The sequence below is a fragment of the bacterium genome, from assembly GCA_037128595.1.
Taxonomy (GTDB): Bacteria; Verrucomicrobiota; Kiritimatiellia; order CAIKKV01; family CAITUY01; genus JAABPW01.
Map to the genome: position 1 here is coordinate 1 of JBAXWB010000020.1, position 13878 is coordinate 13878.

At 56.0% G+C, this 13878-nt stretch carries 14 protein-coding genes; 12 read left to right on the forward strand and 2 right to left on the reverse strand.

The genetic code is table 11. From position 1 onward, the window contains the following. The first annotated feature begins 128 nt into the window (after positions 1–128). From WCS52_12685 to WCS52_12710, 6 genes are all read left to right on the forward strand, one after another. Positions 129–314, forward strand: a complete 186-nt coding sequence (locus tag WCS52_12685) for a hypothetical protein (GenBank protein MEI6168039.1) — start codon at positions 129–131, stop codon at positions 312–314. Then, positions 299–595, forward strand: coding sequence for a type II toxin-antitoxin system RelE/ParE family toxin (locus tag WCS52_12690; GenBank protein ID MEI6168040.1), 297 nt, complete (start codon positions 299–301; stop codon positions 593–595). Before WCS52_12685 ends, WCS52_12690 begins: the two co-directional genes overlap by 16 nt. 121 nt (positions 596–716) lie before the next feature. After that, positions 717–1001 carry a BrnT family toxin gene (locus tag WCS52_12695; GenBank protein MEI6168041.1) on the forward strand — a complete coding sequence of 95 codons (285 nt, stop codon included), beginning with the start codon at positions 717–719 and terminating at the stop codon, positions 999–1001. A gap of 3 nt (positions 1002–1004) precedes the next feature. Beyond that, positions 1005–1223: a CopG family antitoxin gene (locus WCS52_12700; protein MEI6168042.1), complete on the forward strand. Its 219-nt coding sequence runs from the start codon at positions 1005–1007 to the stop codon at positions 1221–1223. 114 nt (positions 1224–1337) lie between these two features. Continuing rightward, the gene (locus WCS52_12705; protein MEI6168043.1) at positions 1338–1559 is read left to right on the forward strand and encodes a hypothetical protein; all 222 of its coding nucleotides are present in this window, start codon (positions 1338–1340) and stop codon (positions 1557–1559) included. Positions 1560–1892: 333 nt separating this feature from the next. Next, entirely contained in the window at positions 1893–2213 is a 321-nt protein-coding gene (locus tag WCS52_12710; protein MEI6168044.1) for a hypothetical protein, read from the forward strand. A 5-nt stretch (positions 2214–2218) separates the two neighbouring features. On the opposite strand, the gene WCS52_12715 is transcribed toward WCS52_12710, so the two are convergent. Then, entirely contained in the window at positions 2219–2485 is a 267-nt protein-coding gene (locus WCS52_12715) for a hypothetical protein (GenBank protein MEI6168045.1), read from the reverse strand. A gap of 560 nt (positions 2486–3045) precedes the next feature. Between WCS52_12715 and WCS52_12720 the strand changes: the two genes are divergently transcribed. Next, positions 3046–3951: a nucleotidyltransferase gene (locus WCS52_12720; protein MEI6168046.1), complete on the forward strand. Its 906-nt coding sequence runs from the start codon at positions 3046–3048 to the stop codon at positions 3949–3951. 13 nt (positions 3952–3964) lie between these two features. On the opposite strand, the gene WCS52_12725 is transcribed toward WCS52_12720, so the two are convergent. After that, positions 3965–5680, reverse strand: a complete 1716-nt coding sequence (locus WCS52_12725; GenBank protein ID MEI6168047.1) for a SpoIIE family protein phosphatase — start codon at positions 5678–5680, stop codon at positions 3965–3967. A gap of 233 nt (positions 5681–5913) precedes the next feature. Here WCS52_12725 and WCS52_12730 point away from each other — a divergent pair, with 233 nt between their 5' ends. The 5 genes from WCS52_12730 to WCS52_12750 all read left to right on the forward strand — a co-directional run bounded on the left by WCS52_12730 (position 5914) and on the right by WCS52_12750 (position 13826). Then, positions 5914–8205 carry a hypothetical protein gene (locus WCS52_12730; GenBank protein ID MEI6168048.1) on the forward strand — a complete coding sequence of 764 codons (2292 nt, stop codon included), beginning with the start codon at positions 5914–5916 and terminating at the stop codon, positions 8203–8205. A gap of 119 nt (positions 8206–8324) precedes the next feature. Further along, positions 8325–9500, forward strand: a complete 1176-nt coding sequence (locus tag WCS52_12735) for a glycosidase (protein ID MEI6168049.1) — start codon at positions 8325–8327, stop codon at positions 9498–9500. Between the two features lie 70 nt (positions 9501–9570). Further along, positions 9571–10536, forward strand: coding sequence for a LacI family DNA-binding transcriptional regulator (locus tag WCS52_12740; protein ID MEI6168050.1), 966 nt, complete (start codon positions 9571–9573; stop codon positions 10534–10536). A gap of 26 nt (positions 10537–10562) precedes the next feature. Further along, positions 10563–11330 carry a sugar phosphate isomerase/epimerase gene (locus tag WCS52_12745; GenBank protein MEI6168051.1) on the forward strand — a complete coding sequence of 256 codons (768 nt, stop codon included), beginning with the start codon at positions 10563–10565 and terminating at the stop codon, positions 11328–11330. 102 nt (positions 11331–11432) lie between these two features. Then, positions 11433–13826, forward strand: a complete 2394-nt coding sequence (locus WCS52_12750; GenBank protein ID MEI6168052.1) for a N,N'-diacetylchitobiose phosphorylase — start codon at positions 11433–11435, stop codon at positions 13824–13826. The last annotated feature ends 52 nt before the right edge of the window (positions 13827–13878 follow it).

The window sequence follows — 13878 nt, forward strand, 5'->3', positions numbered from 1 at the left end:
TTAGGATGTCATGTTTCAAAAACAACAATAATGAGATGGTAATTCGGCGCTCACCCCAATTAGTATGTCCCTGGTTTTCCGATCAAAGAAATATTTGCAGGCAAATATAAGAGTGATAGAGTTAAAACATGACAGTCAAAGAAATTGCGATTCATACAATAGAAGACCTCCCTGAGGAAGCCTCTTGGGCGGACATTCAAGAACGAATCAATTTTGTCGCCGGGATTCGCAAGGGGCTCCGGGAATTGGATGAAGGCAAAGGAATCCCCCACTATCGTGTTAGGGAGGAGTTTGCCGAATGGCTTACGAACTAACCTGGTCGCCTGCTGCCCGCTTGGACTTGAAAGAGATTTTTGCCTACATCGCCGAAGACGATCCCATTGCAGGAAAGAAATTCATCCGAAGTCTGTTTATGGCTGTTGAGCGTCTTTCGGTGTTCCCAGAATCAGGTCGTGTCGTCCCGGAATTCAAGGACGTAACAATCAGAGAGATCATTCATAGGCCGTGCCGTGTTGTTTACAGAATCAAAGCCGGACAAAACCTAGTTGAAATCGCTCGAATTTGGCATGCCGCGCGAGGGATACCCCAATTATAATTGACCAACCACCGACCCCACTGTACGCCTCGCCCTGTCGGGCTCGTCGCCAGTGAGCCGGACCGTTCGGCCCATTAAAATGATTTGACCCACGGGATTTCAATACATACACTGTATTTATATGAGTGGCATTCAATTCAAGTGGGATGAAAACAAAAACAGCAAGAACAAGAGGGCGCATGGGGTCTCTTTCGAAGAAGCCCAGACAGTCTTCTTGGACGAAAATGCCATTCGGTTCTTCGATCCCGATCATTCGGAAGAGGAAGATCGATTCATCATGCTCGGAATCAGTTTTAAGCTCCGGGTGTTGGTCGTCTGTCACTGTTACCGGGAAAATGACGAGGTGATCAGGTTGATTTCCGCCCGGAAGGCCGACAAAGAGGAATGCAAAGATTACGAGAGGTGAACTATGCGAGCACATTATGACTTTTCGAAAATGGAAGGGGCTAAAAACCCCTACATTAAGCAGCTTAAGCAGCCCATTACCATCCGACTGGATAAGATGACGGTGGCTTATTTCAAAAACCTCGCCACCGAATTGGGAATGCCGTACCAGAATTTGATCAATCTTTACCTCCGCGACTGTGCCGCTGAGCACCGTAAGCTGGCATTGAAATGGGCATCATAAATTTGCCGAACCAGCAAATTCAGCCTATCGCCGGGAAGCCCGGCTCAGGCTGATTTGCGTCGTGGGGATGAAAGAATGATTGAAGGATAAGACGATTCAGAGTTTAATAAAGACATGACAGCATTACTTGAAAAAGCAATTAGTCGGGTGTCCGGCTTGCCCTCGAAGCAACAGAACGAGATCGCGCGTTTTGTGTTGGCCGAAATCGATGCTGAAGTGAAATGGGACACGTCGTTCAAGAACTCCCAGGATGAGCTCGCAACCCTTGCGGGAGTTGCGTTGGCAGAACGGCGGAGGGGCAAGACCCGAAAGATGGATTTTGCTCATGATATCTGAAACGACGGACTCCTTCCGGCGGAAGCTGCGTGAGGCGCCGACGGCGGTTCGTTCTCCTGCTCGTCAAGTCTATCGACTTTGGGCATCCAATCCCCGCCATCCCTCGCTGCAGTTCAAGCGCATTCACCACTCCGAGCCTATCTACTCCGTTAGAATTGGAATCCACTGGCGGGCCGTTTGCGTCGTTCATGAGAATACGGCGGTTTGGTTCTGGATTGGATCGCACGCGGCTTATGACGCATTGATCAAAAAGTTGCGGAAACGATGATCATGAAATCAGTACCCCCACCAGCCAATTTACGCGACGCTTTACAGCGCGCATGATTGGCGCCGTTGTCCGCCTTTGTTTGTGCCGTCCAGACTGCCGCACGCGGCGATATTGCCGGTGTTGTGCTTTGCTTCGGACTTGTCGGCATGTTTGGCAGTTTCGAGGTGGGCTACGACGGAGTGCGGCTCCCGAGCGCGAAGACCAACGTCCGCCTCGCCTATGCCGAAAATCCCGTCGAAGTCGAACGGGTACGTTTCGATATCACCGACGACGGGTTTACCCGCTGCGATGAAAACGGACCGTTCCCCGCCCGGGTCGCGATACGCTGGCGTGACTTGGCCTCGTCTCATGATCACCTCACATCGCGCCTACTGGGCAATGCCTGAATAAACTAGGCTATGCCTTTCCAGACCATGGACCATGGTGATTCAGGTACAGCAGGACTGTCGAACAGCCTGATCATGTCCCTCGGGCCAAGATGAATATCCCCAGTTATCATCAGTCCCATCAGGATCATTAATCCCACTGCCAAAATCATTACGGCCACTCTCCTCAGCGTCTCTTCCGGAATTCGATGTAATATCGTGTAGGCATGTTCCTGATGTAGGGTGCCATGGTGACCATGTTCCCATATCCTTATGGCTGATACTGGATGCATCACGCCCTCCTTTCTCAACCTTCCCTCCTGAAGATATTTTCCCCTTTTGAGGGGAATGTGTCCAATATCATTTCAAGGGTGACGTGTTGAGTCCAGCCATGCAGATGTCACAGAGCTTCCAATCTCCATGCGAGAGCAGGCCATGGATGGCGTGATGTCGCCATTCTGCCTGTGAGGCTGGGGTGGCGAGTCTGGCTAAGTTTGTTGGGATAAGCCCGTTTGCAAACGGGTTGAACCCCAACTGTACGGCACGACTCATTGCTTGAGCGGTGGCATTTTTCGTGGCCTTCTGGTCACCACAGATATCACAAGGCATGGTTCACCTATTTCATTTGCTAATCATTAAATAACTATTTAGTTCTTTTAGATATACAATGTTCCCATAACGGGAACAAGGATATTGTGCCCGAAGTTGACTCGCCTCTTCCCACTAATGGAGGGCGCCGCTCTGTCGGCGCCAGCAACTACCTGGAAATGGTTTTGACGGAGCAAAACCCTCCATTTCAGCAGGTGAAACGGAGAACTTGCCGTTCATAGGGGGCTTGGTGTATATGTTAAATATGAGTAAAACACTGGTGGTATTGGCGGCGGGGATTGGGAGTCGGTATGGGGGCCTGAAACAGATTGAGGCCGTAGGCCCCAATGGAGCTATTGTGATCGAGTATTCGGTCTATGATGCCATTCGCGCCGGTTTTGACCGGGTGGTCTGCGTGATCCGGCGGGACATCGAAAAAGACTTCCGTGACATTGTCTCCTCCCGTTTCGAAAAATACATTCCTGTCGATTATGTGTTCCAGGATATGGCGGATCTGCCGGCTGGTTTTTCAGTCCCTGCCGACCGCAAGAAGCCATGGGGGACCGGGCACGCCGTGCTGGCCTGCCGGAATGTGGTGCAGGCGCCGTTTGCGGTGATCAATGCCGATGATTTTTACGGGCGCCGCTCGTATGATGCGCTGGGTGCCTTCCTCAAGGGCGTCAAGGCGGACTCTTCGGATTACAGTATGGTGGGCTTTACCCTGCGCAATACCCTGTCCGAGCATGGTCATGTGGCGCGTGGGGTGTGCGAGGTGGATAAAAATGGCCTTCTCACGCGGGTGGTGGAGCGCACCAACATCGAAAAGATGGGGGCGGGTGCCCGTTTTAACGATGCGGATGGGTCGCATCTGGACCTGACGGGAGATGAAGTGGTCTCCATGAATATGTGGGGGCTGACCCCGTCACTCTTCAGTCACCTCGAGCGTGAATTTGTGTCGTTCCTTCAGAAAAATGCCGCAAATCCCAAGGCCGAGTTCTTTTTGCCGACAGTAGTTGATGGGTTGATCAACAGCGGGAAAGCAACGGCCAAAGTCCTCTCCACTCCGGAACTGTGGTTTGGCGTCACCTATCCCCAGGACAAGGCTGTCGTTGTTGAGGGGATTCGTGCGTTGGTGGAAAAAGGCATTTATCCCGAAAAATTGTGGGGCTGAACCGATTGGCGTGTCAGCTTTTCGGGAACCCGAACACCTCGGCCACTACCATGCAGACGTCGTCATCAAAGCCGATGCCAGCCGTGTAGTTCTCGGAGTCGGCGGCCATGGAGGCAAGCAGCGTATCCGGAGATAAGGCTAGATGTTTGCGGGCGCTGGCCAGCAGACGCTCCTCCCCATACTGCTCCCGGCCTTTCCCTTCAGCTTCCGTAATGCCATCGGTATAAATCAGGACGCCATCGCCTGCATGAAGGGGGCGCTCGATGGTGGGGTACGTATGCTTGTCCATGATGCCGAGGGCCGGGCCCAGAGGTTCCGGCCGGTCCCGAAGCGGCACGACGGTTTTGTTCAGCCGGTTGATCAGCAGCGGATTAGGGTGTCCTGCATCGCTGAAGGCGAGGCGCCGGGTATCCAGGTCGAAAAAGACATAGGACGCCGATACAAACATGAACTCTTCGGCATCCCGCATGATGGTCATGAATTCCCGGTTGATGTGGGACATGAAAAAGCCGGGGTCATGAGCCACGGGTTTCAGCTCCTCGACCATACTCCGCATAATGGCCGTGATGAGGGCGGCCCGCATGCCATGGCCCATGACATCGCAGGCAAAGACTCCCGCCTGATGGCTGGAAATGGGCAGAATGTAGAAGAAATCGCCGCCTAATGTGGTGCTGGGCCGGTAAAAATGGTTGAATTTCAACAGGCTATGCTCGGGTTTACTGTTGGCCGGAAAGGTCGGGAACTGGCGGGGGAGCAGGGCGAGTTGAACATCCCGCGCCATGTCGAGATCCGCTTCCATCTCCGTGTTCCTGATCCGGAGTTGTTCGGCATACAGTTCCCGCTGGGATTCGGCCAGGCGCCGTTCCGTCACATCATTGAAGGAGAGCACGATGCCAGTTAATTCGTCGTCCGTATTGAAATTGGCCGTGGCGGCAGCTTGAACATAGAACAGACTGCGGTCCAGGCGTTGTGCCTGAACCTCCTGGCTCCAGGCCTGTCCCGTGGAGACCATTTCCATAATGGTTTTTCCGAGATGGGGATTGCTGAATAACTGGGAAAGGGAAAGCGTCTGGGCTTGTTCCTGATTTTCGATACCCCACATTCGTAGCGCCGCCGGATTGCCATAGGTGAGTTTGGATTGCAGATCGGCAATGGCGATACCGCTTCCTGCCAGTTGGATGGCCGTGTGCTCGGTTCGCAGTTGCTCATCTGCCTGCCGGCGCAGCGTAATGTCGCGCACAAAAAAACAGAGATAATCCTGGCCCGAGAGAAAGAGCCGGTTAATGGCCGTCTCTGTGGGGAAAACCGATCCGTCCTTTCTGACAAAAAACGCCTGAAGCAGCACAAAGCGGGTGGAGGCCAGGTTTTCCCGGATCATCGGCAGGATGGTTTCGTCCGCCCCATAGAGCAGATCGAAAAGTTCCATGTGGCAGAGATCGTGGTGTTCGTGTCCCACAAACTGGCACAGACGCACGTTAACATCCACGATGCGGCCTTGATAATCCGTAATGATCGCCCCGTCATATACGTTTTGGAGGAGCTGCTGAAAGTCCGAGTCGCCCACCAAGCTGGTATCGGCCTTGGCCTTGGTAATGCGGATGGTGGGGCGCCGTGAAGACGTGGTGAATTTGGGGCCCAGCTTATCGGGGGCAATGTCCGGCGTAAGATCAATACGCATGGTCCGGGAACTTTCCCGGGCCTGATCGGCAGAAGGGTTGTGAGTATCCATAATGTCGAATGACTTCCGTTAATTGGGAGGGATGCTACCACGTCAGCAGCATCGACACAAGTGTCACCTCATCTCGCGCGCGGCACGTGGCCGTCATTGATTCCTTTTATTTTTATTCATCCGGTTGAATGCACGTAAACCGGGATATTCTCCGCTTGCCAGTACTCAGGCAAGAATAGTACCGTTACTGTTATTCGTTTTGTGACCGGACGTGGAATGCGAGAGGAGTCAAAATGACAGGAACGCTTGAGCAATACGGGAAATTTTCACTCGAAAAGGGCTGTTTTGAGATCACGGCGGAGCCCCCGCGCAAGTGGCGAAATATCCTATATAACCAGTGGGGCGGGGCCGAATACTACGCCGAGGCGACGCATATCGGGGATGGCATGTCCCGCTATCGGGATGAGCAGGGGAATACCCTGAATGTCATCGGGTATGACTGCAAATATCTCTATATCCGGGATGATGAGACGAATACGGTGTTTAATCCCGCGGGGATGCCAGTGGCCACGCCGGTTCAGGATCGCCTCATCCGCATCTACCCTTCCAAGACCGAGATTTCCTCCCGCTGTGGTGATCTGCGCGTGACGGCCCGCTATTTTGTGCCTAAGTCCGAGACCTTGGAAGCCTGGACGGTGACGCTGGAAAATCTCAGTGACCGGCCGCGTACCATTTCCGTGTTCGCCTATGCGATGTTCGCCCTGAATGGCAGTGATGCCGAGGGGCGTGGATTCTGGAAGGATGTCTACTCGGAAATCCATGCCGAGCTTGGCGGGACGCTCATCCTCAACCGCCTGCACCCGCACCCGCTCCAAAAAAGGAATGGCTATCTGGTCGCCTTGAACCATTATCGTGCCGCCAATGGCTACCGCGATCAGTTTACCCGCGCGGATTACGGATTGGGGGCGCCTAAAATCCTGCAGGGGTGGAATTGCGACAATCAACGGAATTACGGTCCTGACTGCGCGGGAATTGTGCAATGTACCCTCACCATTCCCCCTCACGGTAAAGAGCGGGTGGATTATATCGCCGGGCCCTGCTCAGGTGCGGATGAAGTGCAGGCTATCAAGGCACGGCTGTCGCCGGCCCGTCTGGACGAGTTGGATGCCGAGCAGATGGAGGCGGAGCGGGGCCGGGCGGGCAGCTTCTCCGTGTTTACGGGGGAGGAAAACTGTAACCGCGATGCGCTGATCAATCTCTTTGCCAAGAAGCAGATCTACTCCTACCTCATCGACAAGGGCGGGGTGCGGGATAATTTGCAGAATGACAATGCCCTGGTGCTGTTTGATCCGGCCGCTGCACGGGCCAATATCCTCAAGACCCTGACGGTGCACAAGCCGGACGGGAGCAGCCTGCATAGCTGGCGGCCGCTGAACCGGCATCACTACTCGGATAAGCCGTTCTATATGCTCCAGACCATTCCCTGGTATATCAAGGAGACGGGGGATACCAGTATTCTGGAAGAAACCGTCCGGTATTTTGAGTCGGAAGAAACCGGCACGGTCTGGGATCACCTTCAGCGCGCCTACCGGCATTTGAGCCGGGATCTGGGAAAGCGCGGCCTGTGCCTCCAGCATCATGCCGACTGGAATGACCAGCTGGAGCCTTCGGCAAAGACCGGGGCGCGTGAAAGCGTCATGGTAAGCGAACAATTGTGTGCGGGGCTTCTTGAAATGGCGGAACTGGCGGATCGCATGAAGGAGCCGGCCACCCGTGACGAGTGTCGTGGCCTCCATTCCGAGATGGCCCGTAAGGTCAATGAAGCGGCCTGGGACGGGGCCTGGTACCAGCGCACGATCTGTGAGGACGGCTATGCCTTGGGGTCCGGTAAAAATGAGGAGGCGAAGATTTTTGTCAACACCCAGAGCTGGGCGGTATTGGGGCGGGTGGCCGATGAGGTGCGATTGCGGCAATGTATGGACTCGGTTGATCGGTACCTGACCAAACCGGAGGGCATCCCGATCTGCGACCCGCCTTGCAGCAAGTTCGATGAACGGATCGGAAGGTTCACCACGGTCATGCCCTATCATATCGAGAATGGCGGCTGCTATAATCACGCGGCGGGGTTCAAGACGGTGGCCGACTGTCTTCTCGGCCGTGCCGAGCAGGCGTGGGACACCTATGTCAAGGTGGTTCCTGATAATCCTGAGAATCCCATCAGCCAGTCCTGGGTCGAACCCTTTTCCTTCACCAATTTCTACACGCGGGTTCCGATGATCCTGGGCCGGTCCGGCTATGCCTGGCGGACAGGAACGGCCGCCTGGTTCACGGTGGCGCTGGTGGAATATATTCTCGGGGCCCGGCGGCATTATGACGGGTTGCAGATTGACCCCTGCCTCACGAAACGGATCAAACAGGCGAGGGTCATCCGTCGTTTCCGCGGGGCGACCTATGAGATCGCCCTCGACAACCGTGCCGGCCGTTGCCGGGGGGCCGCCTCCATCACCGTGGATGGGCAGGCTATCAAGGGGAATATCCTGCCCCTATTTAAAGACGGACGCCATCAGGTAAACGTGATTATTTAAGGGTTGATTGGATGGCGGAGATACCGGATTCTAAAAAGATGGTTTTGACAGAGCAAAACCCTCCATTGTAAAAGTGGCGGTCACCGCGTTGTTGGCATTAGATAAAACAAAGGAAAATAATGAAATCAGCTGTTAGCAAGACCCTCTCGGCGCTCAAGGCACGCCACCAACGGTTGTTGAATTTAAAAAACAAGGTGGATCCCCATTCCTATAACGGGTGGTATGACCGGTGGGTCAACCCGGTACTGACGGCTGATCATGCGCCCCTGGAGTGGCGGTTCGACCTGAACTTGAAACGCAATCCCCTGTTGCTTGAGCGCATGGGCGTCAACGCCACCCTCAATTCCGGTGCGATGGAATGGGGGAAGGGGATCGTGCTGAGCGTGCGCGTCGAAGGGGCTGACCGGAAATCCTTCTTTGCCATTGCCGAGAGCAAGACGGGCGTGGACGGGTTCCGCTTCTGGAACGAACCGGTCGTGATGCCCGAAACCGCGATTCCCGACACCAATGTCTACGATATGCGGCTCGTCCGGCACGAAGATGGCTGGATCTACGGCTTGTTTTGTACGGAGCGCAAGGATCCCCAGGCGGGCCCCGGCGATTTGTCCAGTGCGGTGGCGCAGTGCGGCATTGCCCGCACGAAGGATCTGGTTAAATGGGAGCGCCTGCCGGACCTGAAATCCCGGTCGGCCCAGCAGCGCAATGTGGTGCTGCACCCGGAATTCATCAAGGGGCAGTACCTGTTTTATACCCGGCCCCAGGACAGCTTTATCGAGGCCGGTAGCGGGGGCGGCATCGGCTGGGCCTTGGCCAAATCCATGGAGCGCGCGGTCATCGGGGAAGAGAAGATTGTCGATCCCCGCGTGTATCATACGATCAAGGAAGCGAAGAACGGCCTGGGTCCGGCGCCCATCAAGACCCCCAAGGGCTGGCTGCATCTGGCGCATGGGGTCCGCAATACGGCGGCGGGATTGCGGTACGTGGTGTATCTCTTTCTGGCGGATTTGAAAGAACCCTGGCGGGTGACCCATCGGCCCGGCGGCTATTTCATTGTGCCGCAGGGTGACGAACGCATCGGCGATGTGTCGAATGTCGTATTCAGCAACGGTTGGGTGGCTAAGGCGGATGGCCGCGTGTTTATCTATTACGGAGCCTCGGATACCCGGACCCAGGTTGCCACGACCACGGTGGAACGGTTATTGGACTATGCCCTTAATACGCCGGAGGATGGCTTGCGCAGCGCCGAATGTGTGCGGCAGCGCATCGCCCTGATCCGGGGCAACCGGGGCCGGTAGTCCTGCGGGGTTACGGCGGTTATTCGTGATTGAAATTGTAAGACGGGCGTAATACCGTAACCCTTCATTTATGACATTGCGGAAAGTAGCGGAAAAAGCGGGAGTGGCGATCGACACGGTGCGCAAAGCGCTCCGTGACGACCCTACGATCCGTTCCTACCTCAAGGAGCGGGTGCTTAAGGCGGCCGAAGAGATTGATTATCACCCCAATCTGGTGGCCCGTGCCCTTCGTGAGAAAGCCCTGCAGATTGTCCCCATCTCCGTCAATGAACTGCAAAACCCATATTTCGGGAGTTTGGCGCTTCACCTGTCCCAGTGTTTGTCTGAGCAGGGGTTGGAGCCGGCCCTCTGCCTGGATGCTGAACATTTATTGAAGCTCAGCCGAACGTTGTCTCCCTGTGGCAGCATTCTGGGCTATGGTTATTCTGACGAGGCGGTGCGCCTGCTGGGCAAACGTCAGAAAGTCGTGAGTGTGGGCGTTGAGATGAAAACCATTCCAGGAATGGGCATGGTGTTCATTGATTTTGCTGAGGCTTATCAGTCGATTGCCAAAACCTTGAAGCGGATGGGGCGACGCAGTGTGGCCGTGCATTCGATTACGATGGCCGACTATGTCCAGAGAGGGGAGACCTCCCGCAAATTCGGTGCCGCCATCAATAGTCTGAGCGAATCAGGCTTGAAGCTTGTCCGGATTGACGGCCGTGATTTCTTCACGGATCTTGAGGTGATTCCCAGGTTTCTGGCGGCTCATCCGCGAGCGCTGGATACCGTTATCTGTGAAAATGACCAGGTGGCCACCCGGCTATACGGAGCCCTGATGTCACGTGGCATCCGCGTCCCTGAAGACGTATTGATTGTGGGCTGTGACGCCAACCTGATGATGCCCGGTACCCTGTCGATCAAGATTGACACCAAGGCCGTCGCTCAGGAAGCGGTGGGACTGTTGCTCCGGTTGTTGGATGGGGTGAAGAATCCGGCGGCCCGGGTGTTCAAACCTGTGGCTGTGGATGAATCCGGGATGCTTGAAACAAAATAGAGTTATATTAACCAAAGGAAGCTACGATGAGAATTAATCAGATTGCGGCTCAATTGTACACGGTCCGGGACTATCTCAAAACCCCGGCGGATATCGCTGTCAGTTTGAAGAAAATACGCCAGATCGGGTACGAGGCGGTTCAGGTGTCCGGGATGGGCCCCATTGATGAAGCTGAACTCAACCGGATCCTGGCGGGGGAGGGCCTGATCTGCTGCGCCACCCATGAGGACGGGAATAAAATCCTCAATGAAACCGAAGTGGTCATCGAGCGCTTGCAGAAACTGAACTGCCGGTATACCGCTTATCCCTGGCCGGCCGGTGTCGATTTCAGCACGCTCCAGAATGTGCTGGATCTTGCGGCCAAGCTGGATGCCGCCGGGAAGAAGATGCGTAAAGCGGGCCAGGTATTGACCTATCATAACCACGGCATCGAACTGATGCATGTGGACGGCAAGCCGGCTTTGGATTGGATTTATGAGAAGAGCAACAAGAAGAACCTTCAGGGCGAAATCGATACGTTCTGGATTCAAAATGGCGGCGCGGATCCCGTGGCCTGGTGCAAGAAGCTCAAAAACCGCCTGCCGTTGATCCACCTTAAAGATTATACGGTGATGGAGCATAAACCCAGTTTCGCGGCGGTGGGGCAGGGCAATTTAAACATGCCTGCCATTGTCAAGGCGGCGGAAAAGGCCGGCTGTGAATGGTTTATCGTGGAGCAGGACGACTGCTACGGGCGTGACCCCTTTGATAATCTGGCCATCAGCTATGCCTACCTCAAGGGACTGGCGACTTAAGCGGCGGCTGCGGTTTCGGTCTGAGTGAAATAATTCCGTGCAATTCCTCACGGGCTGTGTCATCTTTATTATAGTATCGATATCATTATTAGGGAGGCGCAGATGCAGTACGGGTATTTTGATGCGAAAAACCGCGAATATGTGATTACCCGGCCAGACACCCCGCGGCCTTGGAGCAATTATCTGGGCACGCGGGAGTATGGCGCGATTATTACGAATCACGCGGGTGGCTACAGCTTCTACAAGTCGGCCGCCCTTGGGCGTTTTCTCCGGCTCCGGTTCAACAGTGTTCCCCTGGATCAGCCGGGACGGTATTTCTATTTGAGAGATGCCGAATCGGGCGATTTCTGGTCGGCCTCCTGGCAACCAGTGGGCAAACCGCTTGATCAATACAAGAGTATCTGCCGTCATGGTACCGGGTACACGGTGATCGAGTCCGAGTATGCCGGAATCCGTTCAGAAACCACCTATTTTGTGCCGCGCGGTCAGACGTTCGAGTACTGGCGGTTGCGGGTGACCAACACGACTCAGGTGCCGCGCCAGATCTCCCTCTTCAGCTATTGCGAGTTTGCCAGTAACTGGAGCACCTCCCAGGATCTGGTGAATCTGCAATACAGTGCCTATATCACGGAAGCAACCTGGAAGGACGGGCTGCTCCAGATCGCCATTAATAATCATCTGCCCGCCGATCCCGCGAATTTTGTGAATAACGATCAGGGCCGCTGGTCGTGGATGACGCTGGTGGGGGCGCCGGTGGCGGCCTTTGACTCAGACCGCGATGCCTTTCTGGGGCCCTACGGGACCTATGCCCATCCGGCTGCGCTTGAGTCGGGCCGGTGTTCCGGATCATTGGCCTATGGCGACAATGCCTGCGGCAGTCTCCAGTCTGACCTCCGCCTCAACCCCGGAGAAACCCGGGAGATTATCGTCATGTTGGGCGTTGGCAAAGCCGCTGAAGCGGGGCGACCTGCGGTGGCCGAGTTTGGTAGCCCGGCCCGTTGCGAGGAGGAGTTGCAGAAGATGAAGGCCGGCTGGCATGCGCAGCTGGACGGGGTTGAGGTGACCACTCCTGATGAGTCCTTTAATCACATGGTCAACATGTGGAACCCCTATAATGCCCTGATCACGTTCGCCTGGTCCCGCTCGGCCAGTCTGGTCTATAACGGAGAGCGCGATGGCCTTGGCTTCCGGGATTCCGTTCAGGATGTGCTCGGGGTGGCCGCCATGATCCCTGATGAGTGCCGTGCCCGGCTTGAACTTCTGCTGACCGGGCAGGTATCCCATGGCGGGGCGATGCCACAGGTGTTCCCTTTCTCCCATCAGCCCGGGCACGAGACTCCGCCGCCCCCGGAGCGGTTGCGTTCGGACGACTGCCTATGGTTCTTCAATGCCGTTCCGCTTTACGTGGCCGAAACCGGGGACCTGGAGTTCTATCGCAAGGTGCTCCCGTTCGCCGATCAGGGGGAGGCCACGGTGCTGGAGCATTTGCGGCGCGCCCTGGAATTCAATCTGACCCGCACCGGCCGGAACGGGCTCCCTTGCGGGCTGGAGGCCGACTGGAATGACTGTCTGCGGTTGGGCTATCACGGGGAGAGCGTGTTTGTGGCGTTTCAGGTCCGGTTCGGACTCGGGGTGTATGCGGAGGTGGCCACCCGGCTGGGCTTGATGGATGAGGCGGCATGGGCCGAGTGCGAGCGAACCCGGCTGGATGAGCGCATCCAGGCCCGGTGCTGGGATGGCAAGTGGTTTATCTGGGCGATCGGCGAGGATGGCACCGTGTATGGTTCGCAGACCCACCCGGAGGGGCAGGTCTATCTGAATACCCAGGTGTGGGCGGTGATGAGCGGTGCGGCGACCCCGGAGCAGGCCCGGCAGGCATTGCAAGCCGTCAAGGACCAGCTGGCCACGCCCTACGGCCTCATGCTGTGCGCCCCTCCGTTCGTGAAAACCAAGGTGGATGTGATGCGGGCGGTTCTGTTTGTCCCCGGCACCAAGGAGAACGCCGGGATCTTCAGCCATCCCCAGAGCTGGGCCGTCATGGCCGAGTGCCTGCAGGGGCAGGGGGATCAGGCCTATGCTTATTACCGGGCCTTCATGCCGGCGGCCTTCAATGACCGGGCGGATGTCCGGGAAGTGGAGCCTTACGTCCACTGTCAGAGTACCCATTCCCGCTATTCGCCGCGCTTCGGGGTATCGCGGGTACCCTGGCTCTCCGGCACGGCCTCATGGAGTTGTTTTACGGCCATGCATTACATCCTCGGGATCCGCCCGGAGTTGGACGGCCTGCGTATCGATCCCTGTATTCCCTCGTCCTGGCCGGCCTTCAGGGTTTGCCGCCGTTTCCGGGGAATGAATCTGAACGTGGTCGTCCGCAATCCGGCCAAAGTCTGCCGGGGCGTGAAGCGTCTGACCGTCGATGGCCGGGAGCAGGCTGGAACATTGATTCCCTTGGACGCCCTGCGGGACCAGAGTGTGATTCAGGTGGAATTGGGGTGAAGTGGATTTGGTAAACAGGTTGACTTGACATAGTCATAGCCCCGCCTCGGGA